This is a genomic window from Sphaerochaeta associata, from assembly GCF_022869165.1.
GTDB classification, from domain to species: Bacteria; Spirochaetota; Spirochaetia; order Sphaerochaetales; family Sphaerochaetaceae; genus Sphaerochaeta; species Sphaerochaeta associata.
In genome coordinates this window covers 2,888,971-2,907,311 of the sequence record NZ_CP094929.1, presented here as the reverse complement: position 1 = coordinate 2,907,311, position 18,341 = coordinate 2,888,971, and the positions used below count along the sequence as shown (strand labels likewise).

22 protein-coding genes are annotated in these 18,341 nt (G+C 51.4%); 17 read left to right on the top strand and 5 right to left on the bottom strand.

Features of this window, described 5'->3' with window-relative positions; all coding sequences use genetic code 11:
• Positions 1–337 precede the first annotated feature (337 nt).
• From MUG09_RS13415 to MUG09_RS13375, 9 genes are all read left to right on the top strand, one after another.
• A complete protein-coding gene (locus MUG09_RS13415; RefSeq protein ID WP_244771944.1) occupies positions 338–1,018 on the top strand; it encodes a DUF969 domain-containing protein in 681 nt (226 codons plus the stop codon).
• A gap of 2 nt (positions 1,019–1,020) precedes the next feature.
• A complete protein-coding gene (locus MUG09_RS13410; RefSeq protein ID WP_244771943.1) occupies positions 1,021–1,941 on the top strand; it encodes a DUF979 domain-containing protein in 921 nt (306 codons plus the stop codon).
• A 10-nt stretch (positions 1,942–1,951) separates the two neighbouring features.
• Positions 1,952–2,593, top strand: coding sequence for a pyroglutamyl-peptidase I (gene pcp, locus MUG09_RS13405; RefSeq protein ID WP_244771942.1), 642 nt, complete (start codon positions 1,952–1,954; stop codon positions 2,591–2,593).
• Entirely contained in the window at positions 2,590–3,015 is a 426-nt protein-coding gene (locus MUG09_RS13400) for a gamma-glutamylcyclotransferase family protein (RefSeq protein ID WP_244771941.1), read from the top strand. Before pcp ends, MUG09_RS13400 begins: the two co-directional genes overlap by 4 nt.
• Before the next feature lie 78 nt (positions 3,016–3,093).
• Positions 3,094–3,681, top strand: coding sequence for a TetR/AcrR family transcriptional regulator (locus MUG09_RS13395; protein WP_244771940.1), 588 nt, complete (start codon positions 3,094–3,096; stop codon positions 3,679–3,681).
• On the top strand, positions 3,674–4,630 hold the full coding sequence (locus MUG09_RS13390) for an FAD:protein FMN transferase (RefSeq protein WP_244771939.1): 957 nt from the start codon (positions 3,674–3,676) through the stop codon (positions 4,628–4,630). The genes MUG09_RS13395 and MUG09_RS13390 overlap by 8 nt, the downstream gene beginning before the upstream one ends.
• Positions 4,631–4,665: 35 nt before the next feature.
• Positions 4,666–5,085, top strand: coding sequence for an FMN-binding protein (locus MUG09_RS13385; protein ID WP_244771938.1), 420 nt, complete (start codon positions 4,666–4,668; stop codon positions 5,083–5,085).
• 79 nt (positions 5,086–5,164) lie between these two features.
• On the top strand, positions 5,165–5,707 hold the full coding sequence (locus MUG09_RS13380) for a hypothetical protein (protein ID WP_244771937.1): 543 nt from the start codon (positions 5,165–5,167) through the stop codon (positions 5,705–5,707).
• A gap of 8 nt (positions 5,708–5,715) precedes the next feature.
• Positions 5,716–5,925: a helix-turn-helix domain-containing protein gene (locus MUG09_RS13375; RefSeq protein WP_244771936.1), complete on the top strand. Its 210-nt coding sequence runs from the start codon at positions 5,716–5,718 to the stop codon at positions 5,923–5,925.
• A gap of 3 nt (positions 5,926–5,928) precedes the next feature.
• On the opposite strand, the gene MUG09_RS13370 is transcribed toward MUG09_RS13375, so the two are convergent.
• Positions 5,929–7,146, bottom strand: coding sequence for an ROK family transcriptional regulator (locus MUG09_RS13370; RefSeq protein ID WP_244771935.1), 1,218 nt, complete (start codon positions 7,144–7,146; stop codon positions 5,929–5,931).
• Between the two features lie 25 nt (positions 7,147–7,171).
• Complete coding sequence (locus MUG09_RS13365) at positions 7,172–8,281, bottom strand: M24 family metallopeptidase (RefSeq protein ID WP_244771934.1); 1,110 nt, start codon at positions 8,279–8,281, stop codon at positions 7,172–7,174.
• A gap of 242 nt (positions 8,282–8,523) precedes the next feature.
• Here MUG09_RS13365 and MUG09_RS13360 point away from each other — a divergent pair, with 242 nt between their 5' ends.
• The 6 genes from MUG09_RS13360 to MUG09_RS13335 all read left to right on the top strand — a co-directional run bounded on the left by MUG09_RS13360 (position 8,524) and on the right by MUG09_RS13335 (position 15,750).
• Entirely contained in the window at positions 8,524–9,597 is a 1,074-nt protein-coding gene (locus tag MUG09_RS13360) for a Gfo/Idh/MocA family protein (RefSeq protein WP_244771933.1), read from the top strand.
• Positions 9,598–9,608: 11 nt separating this feature from the next.
• On the top strand, positions 9,609–10,604 hold the full coding sequence (locus MUG09_RS13355) for a tripartite tricarboxylate transporter substrate binding protein (protein WP_244771932.1): 996 nt from the start codon (positions 9,609–9,611) through the stop codon (positions 10,602–10,604).
• A gap of 68 nt (positions 10,605–10,672) precedes the next feature.
• The gene (locus tag MUG09_RS13350) at positions 10,673–11,134 is read left to right on the top strand and encodes a tripartite tricarboxylate transporter TctB family protein (protein ID WP_244771931.1); all 462 of its coding nucleotides are present in this window, start codon (positions 10,673–10,675) and stop codon (positions 11,132–11,134) included.
• A 16-nt stretch (positions 11,135–11,150) separates the two neighbouring features.
• Entirely contained in the window at positions 11,151–12,632 is a 1,482-nt protein-coding gene (locus MUG09_RS13345; RefSeq protein WP_244771930.1) for a tripartite tricarboxylate transporter permease, read from the top strand.
• Between the two features lie 243 nt (positions 12,633–12,875).
• Positions 12,876–14,267, top strand: coding sequence for an aspartate ammonia-lyase (gene aspA, locus MUG09_RS13340; RefSeq protein WP_244771929.1), 1,392 nt, complete (start codon positions 12,876–12,878; stop codon positions 14,265–14,267).
• An 88-nt stretch (positions 14,268–14,355) separates the two neighbouring features.
• Entirely contained in the window at positions 14,356–15,750 is a 1,395-nt protein-coding gene (locus MUG09_RS13335; protein WP_244771928.1) for an NAD(P)H-dependent oxidoreductase, read from the top strand.
• A 5-nt stretch (positions 15,751–15,755) separates the two neighbouring features.
• On the opposite strand, the gene MUG09_RS13330 is transcribed toward MUG09_RS13335, so the two are convergent.
• On the bottom strand, positions 15,756–16,166 hold the full coding sequence (locus tag MUG09_RS13330; protein ID WP_244771927.1) for a hypothetical protein: 411 nt from the start codon (positions 16,164–16,166) through the stop codon (positions 15,756–15,758).
• A gap of 121 nt (positions 16,167–16,287) precedes the next feature.
• Between MUG09_RS13330 and MUG09_RS13325 the strand changes: the two genes are divergently transcribed.
• Both MUG09_RS13325 and MUG09_RS13320 read left to right on the top strand, forming a co-directional pair.
• Complete coding sequence (locus MUG09_RS13325; protein ID WP_244771926.1) at positions 16,288–16,746, top strand: GNAT family N-acetyltransferase; 459 nt, start codon at positions 16,288–16,290, stop codon at positions 16,744–16,746.
• A gap of 3 nt (positions 16,747–16,749) precedes the next feature.
• The gene (locus tag MUG09_RS13320; protein WP_244771925.1) at positions 16,750–17,079 is read left to right on the top strand and encodes a transcriptional regulator; all 330 of its coding nucleotides are present in this window, start codon (positions 16,750–16,752) and stop codon (positions 17,077–17,079) included.
• Between the two features lie 182 nt (positions 17,080–17,261).
• On the opposite strand, the gene MUG09_RS13315 is transcribed toward MUG09_RS13320, so the two are convergent.
• The gene (locus MUG09_RS13315) at positions 17,262–17,699 is read right to left on the bottom strand and encodes an L-2-amino-thiazoline-4-carboxylic acid hydrolase (RefSeq protein WP_244771924.1); all 438 of its coding nucleotides are present in this window, start codon (positions 17,697–17,699) and stop codon (positions 17,262–17,264) included.
• Positions 17,700–17,752: 53 nt separating this feature from the next.
• On the bottom strand, positions 17,753–18,310 hold the full coding sequence (locus MUG09_RS13310; protein WP_244771923.1) for a TetR/AcrR family transcriptional regulator: 558 nt from the start codon (positions 18,308–18,310) through the stop codon (positions 17,753–17,755).
• Between the last annotated feature and the right edge of the window lie 31 nt (positions 18,311–18,341).

Sequence of the window (18,341 nt, the reverse complement as noted above, 5' to 3'; positions counted from 1 at the left end):
CTGTTCTCTAAAAAATGAAGATGCATCTACATCGCAGATGAATATGCAGGAAGCTTGCCAAGTCTTGGAACAGCTCAATTTTGAAATACAAATCAAAAAAAGGGAAGAAGGAAGGTGCAATTGGTTGGTGAGGAATGCCATGGGTAGGTGGGAATTTTCCCAACTATGGTGGTAAATGCTTACCAGTATTCATCATGTATGAAAATATGGCTTGTGGACTATGTTTGGCCATTAGAAAATTCTCATAAATTTGTATTCTAGAAAGGTTCGAATATGTCACATTCGAAAAGTGCGTTGTATACTTTTACAAACTACATACACAAAAGGAGATTGATTCATGGAACTGTTGAAACTCATCGGCGTACTGATAGTCATCATCGGCTTCGTACTCAAGAAAGACACCATCGCAACGGTTGTCATTGCTGGTGTTGTTACAGGGTTGGTGGCGGGCATGCCTTTCATCGATATCCTGAACACCCTTGGCAAATCGTTCATCTCCCAACGAACCGCAACCTTGTTCGTTCTCACACTCCCGGTCATCGGCATCTGTGAGCGGTATGGTCTGAAGGACAAGGCAGTCGATTTGATCAAGAAGACCAAGCGCGCCACCTCAGGCAGAATCATCAGCCTGTACTTGGCTGTCAGGGCTTTGGCTGCCGCATTCTCGCTGCGACTTGGCGGCCACCCTCAGTTTGTACGTCCTCTGATCAACCCCATGGCCCAGGCGGCGTATATCGCCAAACACGGGCAGGCGGATGAGAAGACTGAGGATGCCATCAAGGGGTATAGCGCAGCCGGGGAGAATTTCGGCAACTTCTTCGCCCAAAACTGCTTCATGGGCGCAAGCGGGACACTGCTGATCGTCTCCACCCTCAATGAGCAGGGCTATCCCATCAACGCCCTGCAGATCGCCATGATGTCCATCCCCATCGCTGTCATAGCGGTGCTGGTAGGCATCGGGCACAACTATCTGCTCGATCGTCATCTCGACCAGCATGCCAAGAAGGGAGGGAAATGAGTATGACCAGAAACGTAGCAATCGCAGAGTTTTTTTATTGCATCATCGCCCTGATCTTCCTGCTCGTCGGTATCAAGGCACTCAGGGACAAGAGTCATCCAAAGCGCATCAGCACCACGGCGTTCTGGTTCATCCTGGCCTTTACGTTCTCGGTCGGCCCCTATCTGCCTCACTGGATCACCGGTGTGTGCGTACTGGCCATTGCAGCCCTTACCGCTGCAAACCGGGTGGTACAGTCCGCCAGTGATGTCCCTGAGGCTGAAGTGACGCGTAAGCATGCCGATACACTCGGCTACAAGGTCTTCATCCCGGCGTTGTGCCTTGCAATCGTCGCCGTGCTGGCCGCCACCTTCCTTCCCTTCGGGGCGAATAATGCCATCGGCATTTCCGCTGCCGTCGCCCTCATCGTAGCCTATCTGATCACCAAGGCCCCGGCTCGCTCTGCGGTCGTCGACGGAACCCGTCTGATGGACAATGTAGGGCCTGTTGGTATTCTTCCCCAGCTCTTGGCTGCATTGGGGGCCTTGTTCACAGCCGCCGGTGTGGGAACGGTCATCGCCAAGGGGGTGAGTGCAATCATTCCCGATGGCTCGCGTTTGATCGCCGTAGCTGTATACTGCATCGGCATGGCGCTCTTCACCATCATTATGGGCAACGGTTTTGCTGCGTTCAGCGTCATCACCGTGGGCATCGGCATCCCCTTCCTCATCATGCAGGGAGCCAATCCTGTTGTGGTAGGCGCCTTGGGTCTGACGGCAGGCTACTGCGGTACCCTGCTCACTCCGATGGCGGCGAATTTCAATATCATGCCGGCGGCGTTGCTTGAGACCAAGGACAAGTATGTCATCATCAAGAGCCAGGCCCGTGTGGCTTTCGTCATGTTGCTGGTTCATATCATCCTGATGTATATCCTGGCATTCTAAGGGGGTGCTCATGAGACTTTTGTTGACAGCATTCGATCCTTTTGGTGGAGAAGCGGTCAATCCAGCCTTGGAAGCGGTGAAAATGGTTCGTCCCGTCGTATCCTCAGTGGAAGTCGTGAAACTGGAAGTTCCCACGGTATTCGGCAAGGCGATACAGAGGGTGGCGGAGGCGATTGCAGAGATCAGGCCCGATGCAGTGCTCTGTATCGGGCAGGCAGGCGGCAGGTTCGACATTTCCGTTGAACGGGTGGCGATCAACATCGATGATGCAAGGATCGCCGACAACGAAGGCAACCAGCCCATCGACCGACGCATCGCCGACGATGGGCCTCCTGCCTACTTCTCAACGCTCCCGATCAAGGCGATGGTGGATGCAATCCGCAAGCTTGGGCTTCCCGGCAGTGTTTCCAATACCGCCGGCACCTTTGTCTGCAACCATCTGATGTACGGGGTGCTCCATACCATTGCCAATCAGAAGCGGCCGATCAGGGGAGGCTTCATCCACGTACCTTTCATTCCATCCCAGGTGGTTGCCAGGCCTAATGCCCCGAGTATGGCTCTTGCCGACATAGTACGGGCATTGGAAGCCGCAATAGGCGCCATAGCGGCCTATGACACCGATGTTAGACTGGCAGGGGGCAAAGAGTTTTGAACGAGTGTGAACGACTCTGGGTCTATGGAAGCCTGCTCTCCGGTTTCTTCAATCACGTGAAGGTGCTGGAGGGCAGGGTGGTATCCCTGCACCCGGCACGTGTCAAAGGCAGACTGTTCCACCAGCTGCACAAGGGGTATCCGGCCTTGCTCAGCGGTTCCGACTGGGTCTACGGGGAGTTGCTTCAGATCAGGGATTTCTCCCGTGTGCTCCCCCTTGTCGATGAGCTGGAGGGCTATGCGGCAGGCGGGGCCGACAACGAATACGATCGACGGATGAGCCAGGTGTTCTACCAGCAGGACGGGGCCTGGCTTGCCGTCGGCGCCTACGTCTATTGGTATGCGCGCAGGGATTTGGGAACCAAGGAGAACCCCGCTCTCTATCTGCCCGGGGGCGATTGGAAAGGTTATATGCGGGGCTGAAAAGGTCGGCTCTTGACTAAAAAGGAGCCTTTTCAGTATAAATGAATGAATTTAAAAATATTCATTCAGGATGGATGCATGGAAGAGAAACAGGCTCTATTGTACAAGGCGGCAAAGACATTGTTCTCCAAGGGTGGGTTCAAATCCACCAGCGTAGCCCAAATCGCCAAGGAGGCGGGGCTCGCTGTGGGAACTTTTTACCTCTACTATCCGTCGAAGGAAAAACTGTTCCTGGATATATTCCTTGAAGAGAACGCGGCTTTGAAACAGAAGTGCCAGGCTCAGCTTGATGTAACGCAGGAGCCGAAGGAAGTGATCGCCCATATGCTCGCGTGCAACAGTGAAGGCATGCGTAGCAGTCCGATTCTACGAGAGTGGTACAACCGCAAGGTCTTTGCAAAACTCGAGCAGGTCTATCGCCTTGAGCACGGCAGTGAAGCGGTGCACTTCCTCTACGATACCTTTGTCGAGTTGGTGGGGAGGTGGCAGGCTGCAGGGAAGATCAGAAACGATATAGATGCCGCGACGATCATGCTGGTGTTTACGGCGATCATCAATATCGATGTGCACAAGGAGGAGATTGGAGTGGAGCATTTCCCCCGGTTGCTGGACACGATCACCTCGTTGGTGATGGACGGCCTGATACAGGAAGGCAGACATGCGTAGCGTCGAGGCAAATCTAGCAGTCATGCATACCCAACTGTCCTGCAAGGTCTATGGAAAACAGCCCGAGGCGGCGATTGAGGCGGCTTTTGCCGAAGTGAAGCGTCTGGAATTACTGATGAGCAGGTTTCTTCCCGATAGCGAGGTGAGCAGCATCAACACTCGGGCGGGAGACGGTTTGGTGGATGTTTCCCCCGATACCATCGAGGTGCTGCAGGAAGCCGTGGCAATCGGCGCTCTCTCAAGCGGTGCGTTCGATGTAACCATCGCTCCTCTGATGAATCTTTGGGATTTCACCCATGCTGCAACCCCTCCCACCCAAGCCGCCATTAAAGAAGTTCGCTCACTTGTCGATTACCGCCAGATTCGGTTGGATGTGAAGAATCGACGTGCCGGCTTGGGAAAGCAGGGGATGCTGTTGGATCTGGGAGGCTTGGCCAAGGGTTATGCCGCCGATCGTGCCAAGCAGGTGCTCATCGAATGGGGTATTGAATCGGCGTATATCAACCTTGGAGGCAATGTGTTGCTTCTGGGATCGAAACCGGATGGGTCGGCATGGAAGGTGGGCATCCGTCATCCCAGGATCCAGAACTCTTTGGTTGGAGCCATCGCGGCCAAGGACGTCTCGGTTGTCACCAGTGGTGACTATGAACGGTTCTTCATCGATTCACAAGGAAAGCGGCAGCACCACATTCTCGATCCGAGGACCGGCTGTCCGGCCCGCTCCGGCTTGATTGGTATGACGGTGGTCTGCCCTCGTTCCCTGCATGCGGATGCCCTTTCAACAACATTCTTTCTTTCAGGCATCAAGGGCTGCAAAAAGCTCTTGGCCGAACTTCCCGAAGTAGGGGTGTTTGCCATTGATGAGCACTTGATGGGATGGATATCCGAGTCATTGGTCCCCGTTTTCCAACCGGTAACGGGACTGAGCATATCGCTTCTCAGTATTTGAGGAGGAACAGAATGCGTACAACAAGGAGAAAACGTATGTGGTGGATTTTGTTTGCTTTGCTGGTGCTGATCGCCGTTGGCCTGGTAATGGCCATGCGTGTGGATGGGCCGAACCGCAAGGAGGCATCCCAGCTGCAATTTGAGAATGTGCAGTTCTCAAACCTCAAGGATGGGACGTACGTCGGGAAGTGGGAGGGTTGCACCTCGCACATTCGCGACACCCAAGTCGAGGTGCAGATTGCAGGTGGACAAGTCTCAAGTTTCAGGATTCTCAAGGGTGCTGTTCCCAAGAATGGTCAGCCGGTCAAGCTTTCCAAGGGAAGGACCATTGATGAGTTGTTTCAGACAGCCATCGAAGCAAAAACGCTTGATGTAGATGTGATCAGCGGGGCGACTGTCACTTCCAAGACCCACCTGAAAGCATTCGAGAATGCATTGAAACAGGCTGCGCAGTAAAAAAGCGGTAGGGAATGTCTTGACAAAATTATCGTACTACGATAAAAAATATCTGTAATACGATAATTGGAGGCATTCCATGCTTAGTCTGTCAAACAAAGGGCTGCGCCTGCTTACAGGCCTGCTTACCCTCAGTCTCATTCTTGGCTCCCTTGCCGTAGCCGGCATAACGGTATACTTGGCTGTTTTGGCTGTGCAGGGTGACTTCTCGCTCTTGCTGGTGTTCCCCGAGGGCTTGCAATTCACTCAGACCGTGCGTTCTGCCAGTCTCGGTTCTTTTCTGCTCTACTCTGTCCTTCTGTTGGCAACCCTTGTGCTTGGCTTGTTGTTTTTGTACCTGCTGCGCTCGATTCTCCACACACTTAGCCGGTCCAAGGGCTTCACCCAAACGCTTCCCATCAAGATAACCAACATGGGCTATATTCTGCTGGCCCTTGCCTATGCAAAGCAGTTGCTGTTGGTCCTTGTCTTTACCCAGGATCTGGGAGAACTTTCAGGCTTGCTTGGCTTCCGCTTTCAGCTGCTTCCCAATGAGGCTGTCTATGCACTTATTCTGCTCGTGCTCGCCCGGGTGTTCAGCTACGCATTTGCCTTGCAGCGTGAATACGAGCAAACGGTCTAGGCAAGCGTATGGCAATCATCATTCGACTTGACCGTGTGCTTGCAGACCGCAAGATGTCACTAACTGAATTATCCGAGAAGGTGGGAATTACGATAGCGAACCTCTCCAACCTTAAGACAGGGAAGGTGAGCGCAGTCAGGCTGAGTACCATGGAGGCAATATGCGAGGTGCTTTGCTGTCAGCCGGGGGACTTGTTTGAGTTTAAGCAGGAGGAATGAGACCTACTGCTCCAGATACCACGTATCGGGAGTATGAAACGTAAGCTCCACCACGCGTTTGGTTACCAACGAAGCGGCACCCCTTGCCCCGGTGTATACGTCCATGCTTCCCTGGACAATGGGAATTTCCGGTGTTAAATAGTCGTTGACGACTTTCTTTTCGATGTAGTCCACGTAATAGTTGCCGGAGGTCGCCATCGGCCCACCCAACACAATTTTCTTGGGATTGATGATGGTGATCAGATGACCGATGATCTGGCACATTGGATCGGCGACAGTTTGTACTGCCTGCTGCGCAAATACATCCCCGTCTTGTGCTGCCTGCATGATTTGGGCGAGCGTCAATGTTTTTTCCGTGGCATATTGCAAGGCCAGCGTGGTCTGAGTGAGCAGGGTTTTGTCGGCGAGGCTGTTGAGTACGTTTGTAATCAGGGCATCGGTGGATGCAAGGGGGAGTGCACACCCTTTTCTCCCGCAGCTGCAGTACGGCCCGTGAGGGTCAACAATGATGTGACCTATTCCGCCGGTGTGAATATTGGTGGTGAACATCAGTTTCCCATCGATGAAAATCGCCGAGCCCATTCCTGTCCCGATGCCGATGAAGATAAAGTCTTTTACGCCCTGGCCTTGCCCGTGCTGTGCTTCGCCAAGGCCGGTAGCTCGGTAGCGGTTGAGGATATAGCAGGAAAAGCCCGTCTGATTCTGTACGATACGCCCCAGGGGGATGTCTCTCCAGCCGAGGTCGACCGCCTTGATGATGGTGCCGGTTTTCCTGTCGATGACACCGGGGCTTCCTATCCCGACGGCGGGAAGCAATTGGGCCCCGTATTTCTTCTGGATGTGCTTGATTCCCCCGATGAGGACTTGGATGAAGCTGTCAATGGTCATCCGCTCTATGGGATAGTGCAGGTTTTCAACGGGTTGTCCTTGCAGATTGACGATACTCAGGTACCAATCATGCTCATCGAAGAAGGCTCCGATGGCATAGCGCTTGGAAGTCGACAAGGTCAGGGGTTTGCCCGGCCTCCCTCTTCCTTGGGATTCTGAATCCAATTCCTCAAGTATCTCTGCACTGATGAGCTTGTTTACGTAATTGGATGCCGTGGTCCTGCTTAACCCGAGCTCTTTGGCTATAGCTGCACGGGAGGGTTTTTCAGACCCCTCCTCAATGCATTCAACTATGGCTTTGAACGTTTTTAATTCAAGATCGTTCACAGGCATCCTGTTCGTTCCTCATCTGAATACGTTACATCAACTTTTGGAGAATGTCAGCCCTCGAAAAGGATGTATCGCCGACTTTGATCTCACAGACTGGAAATACTACGGGTTTTGTAATGAACTCAAAGCCGGATTGAGTGACGAGAATCGTGTCCTCGCTTTTTGTGCCGGTGATCGAGGGGTTCCAACAAAATCCTTGGTTTACCTCCACCACATGGGTGTTTGAGAAATCGACACGATAGTCACGTCCGGCATAGCCGATGGGCCCGCCCTGGTGGTGATTGTCGATTTCGTATCCGTACCCCCGCTCCTTGTAGGCTTTTTCACCGCACGCAAGGACCTCTTTCAATTCCCTGCCAACCTTGGTTTCCTGCATGAGGATGCAATCAATCTCTTGGTTCATGCGCATCTGCCGCTCAAGTTCCGCCGTGACCGGAGTAAAGTTGACATAACGGGTCAGACATACGGTAAGGCCCCATTTTCGGAGGTTCCCCCCGATTTGCACCCGCTCTTTTACTTGTGCGGCAGTGGGCAATGGGTGGCGGTACTGTGAGATTCTCTGGTCGGCGGCACACATGAGTGAGACCACCTCCAAGCCAAGTTCCCTGGCTTTTTGGGCGGCACGTGAGAGGATGGCGTATTCGCTTTCCCCAACCCTGATCGAGCTTGCAGTTTCTTCGATTACCAGTGAAGCAAGCTGACCGACCATCCTGAATTTCTGAACTTCACTCTCGGTGAGCGAGAACCGCAAGGGCTTGATCTCCTCTGCGAGATTGGGGCCGATCTTGTGTGAGTGGTCAAATCCGATGCCCCCTGACGGTACAAGCTCGAGAAGTTTTGCTGCTTCAAAGGATTCATCGTGCCAGATGCCTGCATGCATGGTAAAGCCAAGTTCGGCGAGATTTTCCTCATCCATCATCCGTTGGCTTTCGACAGTGCTGGTTATTGCATGATGGGCATCGGTTGTAACAAGCAGACCGCAGTTGCCCATATCCGAGAGGCCTACATAATTTCTGCCGCCACATGACAACCAAGCAAAGTCATCCTGCCGTTTCAAATAGAGTGCATCCAGGTTCTTTGTTTGCATGAGTGTTCTGAGTCGTTTCAGCTTGACAGCAAACTCTTCATGTAAAGTCATACGTCCTCCAGTTCGGTCGTTCTTGGTAAGGAATCTAGCATGCAAAGAACTATTTGACAAGTAATTTGTAAAATAAAAAAACAATTATGAGAATGTTATAAATATAGTAATTATAGTTAAATAAAAGTATTTATCGACTTACTACGTTATAGTAATGGGCATATAATAAATTATTTTGTAATTTAAATTGACAAAATAGCAATTCGCTTTTAGGATACATACAAGTCATTCGGAGGTTTGCTTTGAAGAAGAATTACGGATTCGGGATAATTGGATTAGGGACTATTGCTGACTTTCATGTCAGAGCCATCCAAGAACTTGCACAAGGTAAGTTTGTTGCTGGATTTGATGTGGTTCCCGGCAAAGCAGAATCCTTTTGCTCCAAGTATGGCGCCGTCGGGTATAGTGATTTGGATGCATTTCTCGCCGACCCGGCGATTGACATTGTCACCATTACCACACCTTCCGGTCTTCATATGCAGGGAGCGGTTGCTGCCACGAAGGCTAAAAAACATGTAATAGTAGAGAAGCCGCTTGAAGTCACCATTGAGAAGTGTGATGAAATCATCGAAGCGGCACACAAGCATAATGTAAAGCTTGCAGGAATTTTCCAGTCGAGATTTCATAAGGGTGCAATTCTTATGAAACAGGCGCTTGACGAGAACCGATTCGGCACCATCCTGCTGGCAAACGCCCAGGTAAAGTGGTTTCGCAGCCAGGAGTACTACGATTCGGTTGCCTGGAGGGGGACATGGAAGCTCGACGGTGGCGGGGCAGTGATGAATCAATCGATTCACGCCGTTGATCTCTTGCAGTGGTTTGTCGGCGGTATCGAGGAAGTGACAGCGCATGTGGGAACACTTGCCCACGAGCGGATTGAGGTTGAGGATACTGCTGTGGCAATGCTGCGTCTGAAGACCGGTGGTTTTGCAGTGATTGAGAGCAGCACGGGTGTTTACCCCGGTTTTCTCAAACGCATTGAGATTTGCGGCACCAAGGGCAGCGCTATTTTGGAAGAGGAGAATCTCATCCATTGGTCCTTTTCTGAGGAGAAGGAAGGTGATGATGCGATTCGAACCGGATTTGGTGCCGGATCCTCCACAGGAGGCGGGGCCTCCAATCCCACATCCATCGGGATCCAAGGCCATGTGGCACAGTTCAGGGACTTCATCGATGCCATTGAACAGGATCGAGACCCTCTGGTTACAGGTGAGGAAGCAAGGAAATCCGTTGAGATCATTCAAGCGATGTATCAAAGCGCCCTATCAGGGCATTCGATCAGGTTACCGTTGTCAACAACCCTGAAAAAGGGATAATAGGAGAGTATATGAAAAAAGTCGTATTCGTTGCATTTGCAATCGTTCTTTCCTGCAGCATGCTGTTTGCTCAAGGAAACAAAGAGGCCTCGGCGATGTCCGCCGATATGTCGACCTTCCCGACCAAGCCGGTCGAAGCTGTGGTGGGCTGGAGTGCCGGCGGTGGTGGAGACGTTGTTTTCAGGGTTCTTGCTGAAGTATTCCCCAAGTATGCCAATGGCCAGAATTTGGTGATCAAGAACGTTCCGGGAGCTTCAGGTGTTACCGGAGCCATTGAATTCTTGGATGCAAAACCCGATGGCTATAGTGTCATGCACTGGAATAATGCTTCGATGACGAAGACCCAGCTCAGCAAGACTCCCATTACCGTCAATTCATTCGTGCCGGTTTTGCAGGTCGTCAGCTCCTACAACTACCTGCTGGTGAACGCCGATGCAAAGTGGAATACGTTGCAGGACTTCATCGCCGACGCAAAAGCCAACCCTGGAGTGCTCTCCATCGGTAACGCAGGGACTGCCGGTGGAAACCACATGGCTGCAATTTTGTTCGAAGATGCAATCTCAGCTGAATTCACCCATATCCCGTTCAGCGGCGGCGGTCCCTCCATCATCGGTTTGTTGGGTAAGCAGGTTGATTCTGCTATGAACAATGCTCCTGAAGGCGTCTCTAATATTGAAGCAGGCCAGCTGAAGATGCTCGCTGTCTTCTCTGAAGAGCGCTATCCTTCCTTCCCCGATGTTCCTACTGCCAAAGAGCAGGGCCTTGATCTTGTCCTTCCCCAGTGGAGAGGCGTGGTATGTCCTCCGGGTACCCCCGATGCCGTAATACAGAGACTGCATGACATCTTCAAGCAGTGCATTGAAGATCCTATCTTTGTTGAGAAGATGAAAGCCATGAGCGTAAGCCCTGAGTACCTCAATGCTGCTGATTTCGGCCGGTTCCTCCTTGCCGAGGATTCCCGCTATGAAGCACTTGTGAAGGCAAAAGGCTTGGGTGACCGTTACTAGGTTTGTTCTGGGTGGGGGGTCGTCGCACTCGATCGATGGCCCTCCCTTTTTGTAATGCGGAGTCAAAGATGAAAAAGAACATCACATCGGATTTCTGGGTTGGGTTGGGTGCCATTCTCTTCGGCATATTTGTATTTGTTCAATCAAAGAAGCTTCCACAGGCAAAAATGGGCATCGGTCCTGGTGATTACCCTGCGTTTGTTGCAATTATCATCATCTCCTTGGGGCTGATACAGGCGGTCAAAGCGCTGCTTGCAAATAATTCTTCGGCCCAAACCCGTGAAGCTTTCGATGCACAACGGGCAAAAAAAGTCTTTCTACTCGTTTCCGGTACCTTTGCCTATGTTTTTATGATGAAATTTATGGGTTTTCTTCTCCTCTCTCCTTTCTTTTTACTGTTTCTGTTTTGGATGTTCGGGTACTCGAATAGAAGGAAAGCCATCGTGATCAGCATTACTGTTTCTGTGGTGATCTACTTCCTGTTCATGTATGCATTCCAGGTTTTATTACCAAGATTTTCGTTGTTTTAATGAGGAGGAGAAGTCTATGTTTACCTATGTATTAAGCGGTTTTTCTGCCATTCTTCAGCCTCTTACATTCTTCTTCATGGTGTTTGGAGTGGTTGTTGGCATTGTGATCGGTGCTCTTCCCGGTCTCTCGGGCTCGATGGGAATCATCTTGCTGCTTCCTTTGGTCTATCGGCTCCCGGCCGATACCGCCCTGGTCATGCTCTGCGGACTTTTCTGCGGTTCCATGTATGGGGGGTCCATCTCGGCCATTCTTCTAAAAACACCGGGGACTCCCTCAGCTGCCGCAACAGTGTTGGATGGATATCCTCTATGTGAGCAGGGGCAGGCAGGAAGGGCCTTGGGAATTTCGACCATTGCGTCATTCATCGGTGGATTGTTTTCCTCCATCTGCTTGTTTCTCATTGCACCCCAGCTAGCCAAGATTGCCCTCAATTTCCACGCAGCCGACTATTTCTCCCTTGCCATATTCGGTTTGTCCATTATGGCAAGTTCCTCAGGGAAGAATGTTGGGAAAGGGCTTCTGGCCGGATGCCTGGGCTTGCTCATTTCCACTGTCGGCATCGATGCCATTGCCGGCACCGACCGTTTCACGTTCGGCATCCCCCGGTTGATGAGGGGCTTCAATTTACTACCGGTTTTAATTGGAGTATTTGCTCTCTCCGAGGTCTTTTCCCAGGTTGCCAACAAGCATGGAAAAAGTACCGCCAATGCGCAGGTCATTACGAACATGTTGCCGAAGTGGTTTGATATCAAGGGCTTCCTCATTGCTGCCATTGTAGGATCGGTCATTGGTGTCTTTGTCGGCATTATTCCAGGAACCGGAGGGTCCATTGCCAGTTTCATTGCTTACAATGTGGCCCAGAAACTATCCAAACGCCCGGACAAATTCGGCAAGGGATCGTATGAGGGTGTTGCTGCACCGGAAGCCGCCAACAACGCCACCACCGGAGGGGCCTTGATCCCCATGCTGTGCCTAGGTGTTCCTGGCGACGTAGTGACCTCGGTAATGCTCGGCTCCCTGATTCTCATCGGTGTCCGCCCCGGCCCTCTGTTGTTTGTTGAAAGCATCGACTTGGTCTACACCATTTTTGCCGGTATGTTTGCCATTCAGTTTGTGATGCTTGCAGCCGGTCTGCTCAGTGCCAAGTACTCTCCGAAAATCCTCAAGATTCCTACAAACATACTGATGCCGATCATCATCATTCTTTGTGTGGTTGGTTCCTATTCATTGGGAAATCAGCTCTACGATGTCTATGTAGCGGTTTGTTTTGGAGTGATTGGCTACTTCATGAAGAAATACGGCTATCCTGGAGCTCCCTTGGTGCTGGGGGTGATTCTTGGACCCATAGCCGAAGAGAACCTTAACAGGGCGCTTCTGATGAGCAAGAACAGCCTGACTGTCTTCTACACCCGCCCGATTTCCTTGGTCTTTCTCCTGTTGGCGGCCTTCACCATCGTGTTTTCTCTTGTTTCGAGCATGAAAAAGGCAAAAGCCTGACCAGTTGACCAGTAGAGGAATGCAAACAGGTACCAAGGCCTTTGACAGTCATTGTCAGAGGCCTTGATTGATTGAAATCAAGGTTGAATCCACCGTCATTGCATGCGATGATACAAGTACTATAACAGCAATCAGGGAAACGGGGTGAATAAGAGAACAGGAATGGAATGACTGCCTTACGCAGCGTCTTCGATGATGCGGCTTGTTCATGCACGGGCTCTGGTGGAAAGGAGATGTATCGGTATGGATGCATGGAGGGTTGAGCACGACTTGCTGGGTGATAAAATGGTTCCTTCTGATGCCTATTACGGGGTTCAGACGGTTCGGGCGATGGAGAATTTCGTGGTGTCCAACATCCCGATTTCCCAATTCCCTTTTTTCATCCAAGCCTTGGGCTACATCAAGAAAGCGACTGCCTTGGCGAATCTGGAGTATCAGATTCTTGATCCTGCGGTAGCTAAAGCCATTATAGAGGCGTGCGATGAGATTATCGGAGGCAAACTTCACGACCAATTCCCTGTCGATGCCATCCAAGGGGGAGCTGGAACCTCCACCAACATGAATGCGAATGAGGTTATCGCAAACAGGGCTCTGGAAATCATGGGCAAGAAACGCGGTGAGTATAAGATTGTCCATCCCAACAACCACGTCAATCTTTCCCAGTCGACCAACGATGTCTATCCTACATCCATTCGCCTGGCAGCTGCCTGGATGCTCAACGCTCTGCTTGACGAGCTTGAAAGCTTCAAGCAGTCCCTTGAAGAAAAAGGCAGGGAGTTTCACGATGTGCTGAAGATGGGGAGAACCCAGCTTCAGGATGCCATTCCTATGACCTTGGGTCAGGAGTTCATCGCCTGGGCGGAGAGTGTAGGCGAGGACATCGAGCGGATGCGCATCGCCCAGACTCTGTTGTATGAAATCAACATGGGAGCCACTGCCATTGGAACCGGCTTGAATGCTCCTAAAGGGTATGCTGAGGTTGTCACGCGGCATTTGGCACTTCTGACCGGATTGCCGTTGGTTCCTTCAAGGAACCTGATCAAAGCCACCCAGGACTCCGGTGGGTTCATCGAACTCAGTGGTGTTCTGAAGCGAATTGCTGCAAAGGTCTCGAAGATTTGCAACGATCTTCGGCTTCTTTCCTCGGGGCCACGGGCTGGGATCAACGAAATCAACCTGCCTCCCATGCAGCCCGGCTCCTCCATTATGCCCGGCAAGGTGAATCCCGTTATTCCTGAAGTGGTCAACCAGGTTGCTTTCGATGTCATAGGCAACGACCTTGCCATCACCCTGGCGGCCGAAGCCGGCCAGCTGGAGCTGAATGTAATGGAGCCGTTGATAGCATTCAAGCTTTTTACCTCGATCAACAATCTCACCAATGTATTGCACATTTTGACCAACCGCTGCATTACCGGCATCACGGCAAACAAGGAGCGCTGCCGGGAGATGGTGGAGAACAGTATCGGCCTGGTCACGGCCTTGGTTCCGGTTTTAGGGTATGAGCTTTGCTCGGAGATTGCAAAGAAGGCTCAGAAAACCGAGGGATCGGTCTATAGGATAGTGCTTGAGGAAGGGTACCTGAGTGAAGAGGACCTTACGAGGATACTCTCCCCCGAATCGATGTTGTGCATCTGACCTGGTCGTGGTAATTTTTCTTGACTTGGAAAAACCGCACCCGTACCCTGTATCCATACAGTCGTCCAAAGCAATGGGAGAGAAGGGTATGGGTGAAGCGACCAAGGTGGTTATTGTCAATGCAAGTCCGAAGGGCGAGTACAGTCTTACACTGCAATATGCAAGGTATTTGGTTACGCGTGAGCCGAATATCGACTGGTCCATCATCCATGTGGGTGAGCAGCTTACCGATATGGAGTATGACAAGGCTTGGTTTGATGGAAGCCTTGCGTTGCTCGAGCAATGCAAGGCCGTCATCTGGGCTACGCCGGTATACACCATGCTGGTTCCCTGGCAGCTGATCCGCTTCTTCGACCTGGTCAGGCAGGCAGGCAGGAATTCTGTATTCAAAGACAAGTACGCCACCAGCGTAATGAGCTGCTTCCACTATTTTGACAACCTTGCCGAGCAATGGCTCTATGGTACCTGTGAAGACTTGGGCATGCATTTCATGGAAGGTTTCAGTGTGGACAACATCGACCTGCTCAAGGCTGAGTTCCGTAGTAGCATGCGGTTTTTCATGCAGGAGTTTCACCAGGCTACGCTCAATCGTACTGTGATGGTCCGCCGCAGCAATGTGCTGAAAGACGTGAGTTCTCCCGTCTTCAAACCCACATTGGGAGAAGCCTCGGCAGCAAAGAAAAGAGGTATACGTACCGTACTGCTTACTGATGAGCAGAACACGGATGGCAATCTCTCTGCAATGATCAAGGTCTTTCTTGCCGCCTATCCCAATGAGGTGGAGGTTGTGGACATCAATGACTTTCCCTACGAGGGAGCATGCCAAGGATGCCTGCGGTGTGAGCTGGTCGGTCCGTGCGACCGCAAGGACGGTTTTCAGGACTTTTACCAGAACTTGGTGAACACCTGCGACGTACTTGTTCATGCGATGAACATCGAAGGGCGTTATCTGAAACCAATTTGGAAGTTGTTTCTGGACAGGACGTTCTCCAACGGACATCGAACCAGCATGATGGGCAAGCACACCTGCTATCTGGTCGCCGGGCCGCTGGGTCAGCTTTCCAACGTGAGAGAGTTTCTGGAAGGCAAGGACCGGGTCGGAAAAGAGAACTCGATGGGCGTCATCAGCGATGAATGCCCTGACTCGGCCCATCTGCAGGCTTTGATCGAGCAGCTTGCCGTGCGTCTGGACCGAGCGTGTCGGGCCAAGTACCAGAAAGGAGTGAACTTTCTGGGTGTCGGCGGCATGAAAATCTTCCGTGACCTCATCTACGGCATGCGGGGGGTGGTGAGGGACGACCACCGTTTCTATAAAAAGCGCAAGCTCTATGACTTCCCGCAGAAGAACCTGAAGAACCAGCTGTTCAATCTCTTCATGGGAGTGGCGACAACCTTCAAGTTCGTACGGATCGGGGCCTATCAGAACATGAAGCCGCTGTACATCCTGGAGCACAAGAGACTCGTCGATTCAGACAGGCTGTAGGGTTCTCAATACTCTCTGATCAACGGTTCGAACGATGCCCCCCTGGCAGAAGGAACATAGCAATTCTGCTCCGCATCAAAAGCAAGGAAGGCATCGGTCTCCGCCTTTTTCCTAAGTATCGGGATGGGCCTCGGGCCCGCCCAGTGCTTCCTCGTTTTGTTATGTGTGTACTTGATCGTAATCCTGTCTCCGACAGCTAGATTGCTGTTGCTTCTCGTAACCAGAAGCACCTCGGCGTTGGCCTTGACCTTGGTATTGCCCGAAAAGAGGTTGTAGGATTTGGATACCGAGAGTACCTTGAGCTGTAGGTGTTCGGGAGAGCCCAACTGCATGTTACGGTATTCATGGGGTGCTATCTCGGCAACCAGCGTTGATGTACACAAGAGTAGTATAAGCAGCAGGATTCTCTGTTTCATATACGTATGTCTCCTCAATTCACACATGTACGGTACAAGTGCCTAATTGTCAACCAAGAGGCTTGCCGGTTCTGTACAACCAATGCATAAAGCAGTAGGGTTTTTATAGGAGAGTTCCGCCATGGATGAACGTGTTGTTGCTCAACTTGGAAGCAGGGATGTGGATGCAGTACAACCCCTTTTTCATGAGGTTTTCACGCAACCGCCTTGGAATGACGACTGGAGCGACACTACCCGGCTGCGCCGCTACCTGCTTGATTTGTTGGAACCGAGCGGCTCGTTGTGTTTTGGATTGTACAAGCAGGGTGTCTTGATAGGGCTCAGCCTTGGCAGGGTGCTTCATTGGTACTCAGGCACCGAGTATCATATCCAAGAGTTCTGCATCAAGAAGTGTGAGCAGGCAAAAGGATTGGGAGCGGACTTCCTTGTTCGTATGGAGCCTTTGCTTCTGCAGCAGGGCATCGAGTCGATATTGCTCTCTACCAATCGTACCGCTCCCTCCTACGAATTCTATCGCAAGCAGGGTTTCAATGAACTTGCTGATTACATCCATCTCTATAAAAACATCCCCAAGGAGTAAGAAATGGGAACCACCGTGGATTTCATAGAATTTGTCGTAAACCAGATCGATGAAAGTTGGCAGCCGGTCTACAAGAAAATGTTCGGCTCGTACATGGTCTACATTCACCGCAAGCCGCTCTTTTTGGTATGCGACAACACCGTTTATGCAAAACAGCTGGAGAACTTGAAGGACGTCCTTGCAGAAGCGGAGAAAGGTTTTCCGTATCAAGGCGCAAAAGAGCATTACATTGTAGATGCTGAGGACCGGGAGCTGCTTGAAGAGGTCATCCAGATTCTTGAGCCCCTGATTCCCGTCCCGGTCAAGCGTCCGCGGAAAAAGAAGCAAGGCTGAGGACAAAGTCGATGTACAAGAGGTCCGGTGATCAAAGGAAGGCTATGAAGAAACGGAACATTGCACGCACGTATTTCCTGTACGCTTTCTGTTGAATGCAGTGAAGCCTATACCGTACATACTCTGCGTCAAGTCCTTCACACCGGCAATACGAACTGAGTTGCAGGTCCTTGATCATAGTGCTATCCCAGCTTAACCGTGAGGCAGCAGGAAGAACCATTCATGAGCGTCTGTTCGACGTCCACGGTCGCCTTGCTCTCCAAGGCCTTGATCATCGCAATCATGGGATCGAGGCACCATCCCTTGCAGGGGGAGGCCCCTCCCATTTTCTTCGAGAGAGCGCAGAGCTTGCAGGTTGTGGCTACAGCGTTATAACCCGAACCATCATGCTCCACCTTCCAGTCTGCACAACCGAAAATGTTGGATAAACTTGAGAAAACACCCTCGACTGTGGAAATGCCAAGCTGTGCAAGCAGGTAGGGTGCTGTTTGCCCCTGCCTCTCCTGTTTTCGCTTTTCAATGGCTGTAAGGGCGCCGAGTCCCTGGTACGTGTTCACGGTCTCTGCAATTGCCGCTGCATAGACATTCTGCAAGATTGCCAATTTCTGTTCTGATTCCATACGTAGCTCCTTTATTTACACTAACGTTCGTTAGGTATTTTAAGCAAATTTTTTTACTCTCCTCCCAATACAATGGAAATCTCTTGGCGGATCTCTTCCTCGCTCATGACCTTGCTCTTCACCACGATGCCCTCGATCAGATTTTCCATGAGGTGCATCAACGTCCGGATCCTGACTTGTGCATCGGCTCTGCCCTTGAAGTGGGGGAGCAGGATCGCACTGTGACGTGGAATGATTGAAGCCTCCCAGGCTTCCATGAGAGACAGAAGCTCGTCATCGCCATCGAAGGAGAGGTACACCTTGATTCCCAGGCGGTAGATTTTCTTCTCATACGAATTCAGGTGCATGACATTGAGGATGAAATTGGTATAGAAGTCGAGCATGGAACTGCTGTCAAGTCTCTCCGACTCCCTCTTGAGGATGCCAAAGTAGTCTTCCTTGATGATCTCATGGAACAACTCTTTCTTGCTTTTATAGTAGTAGTAGACCATGGGCAGTGAACAGCCGGCTTCGCTGGCTATGGTCCGAATGGTCGTTCCATGGTAGCCGCTTCGGTTGAAGTGCTCTACTGCGATTCGCTTGATGGTCTGCTTCAAATCCTGGTCGGTCATACTTCGTTCCTTACCTAACGTACGTTAGATA

Coding starts and splice junctions, on each gene's coding strand:
- MUG09_RS13365 (WP_244771934.1), bottom strand. CDS start 8,281: ATGACTTTACATGAAGAGTTTGCTGTCAAGCTGAAACGACTCAGAACA.
- MUG09_RS13310 (WP_244771923.1), bottom strand. CDS start 18,310: ATGACCGACCAGGATTTGAAGCAGACCATCAAGCGAATCGCAGTAGAG.
- MUG09_RS13375 (WP_244771936.1), top strand. CDS start 5,716: ATGGCAATCATCATTCGACTTGACCGTGTGCTTGCAGACCGCAAGATG.
- MUG09_RS13355 (WP_244771932.1), top strand. CDS start 9,609: ATGAAAAAAGTCGTATTCGTTGCATTTGCAATCGTTCTTTCCTGCAGC.
- MUG09_RS13390 (WP_244771939.1), top strand. CDS start 3,674: ATGCGTAGCGTCGAGGCAAATCTAGCAGTCATGCATACCCAACTGTCC.
- MUG09_RS13330 (WP_244771927.1), bottom strand. CDS start 16,166: ATGAAACAGAGAATCCTGCTGCTTATACTACTCTTGTGTACATCAACG.
- MUG09_RS13335 (WP_244771928.1), top strand. CDS start 14,356: ATGGGTGAAGCGACCAAGGTGGTTATTGTCAATGCAAGTCCGAAGGGC.
- MUG09_RS13410 (WP_244771943.1), top strand. CDS start 1,021: ATGACCAGAAACGTAGCAATCGCAGAGTTTTTTTATTGCATCATCGCC.
- MUG09_RS13325 (WP_244771926.1), top strand. CDS start 16,288: ATGGATGAACGTGTTGTTGCTCAACTTGGAAGCAGGGATGTGGATGCA.
- MUG09_RS13385 (WP_244771938.1), top strand. CDS start 4,666: ATGTGGTGGATTTTGTTTGCTTTGCTGGTGCTGATCGCCGTTGGCCTG.
- MUG09_RS13350 (WP_244771931.1), top strand. CDS start 10,673: ATGAAAAAGAACATCACATCGGATTTCTGGGTTGGGTTGGGTGCCATT.
- MUG09_RS13415 (WP_244771944.1), top strand. CDS start 338: ATGGAACTGTTGAAACTCATCGGCGTACTGATAGTCATCATCGGCTTC.
- MUG09_RS13320 (WP_244771925.1), top strand. CDS start 16,750: ATGGGAACCACCGTGGATTTCATAGAATTTGTCGTAAACCAGATCGAT.
- MUG09_RS13315 (WP_244771924.1), bottom strand. CDS start 17,699: ATGGAATCAGAACAGAAATTGGCAATCTTGCAGAATGTCTATGCAGCG.
- MUG09_RS13345 (WP_244771930.1), top strand. CDS start 11,151: ATGTTTACCTATGTATTAAGCGGTTTTTCTGCCATTCTTCAGCCTCTT.
- MUG09_RS13370 (WP_244771935.1), bottom strand. CDS start 7,146: ATGCCTGTGAACGATCTTGAATTAAAAACGTTCAAAGCCATAGTTGAA.
- aspA (WP_244771929.1), top strand. CDS start 12,876: ATGGATGCATGGAGGGTTGAGCACGACTTGCTGGGTGATAAAATGGTT.
- pcp (WP_244771942.1), top strand. CDS start 1,952: ATGAGACTTTTGTTGACAGCATTCGATCCTTTTGGTGGAGAAGCGGTC.
- MUG09_RS13380 (WP_244771937.1), top strand. CDS start 5,165: ATGCTTAGTCTGTCAAACAAAGGGCTGCGCCTGCTTACAGGCCTGCTT.
- MUG09_RS13395 (WP_244771940.1), top strand. CDS start 3,094: ATGGAAGAGAAACAGGCTCTATTGTACAAGGCGGCAAAGACATTGTTC.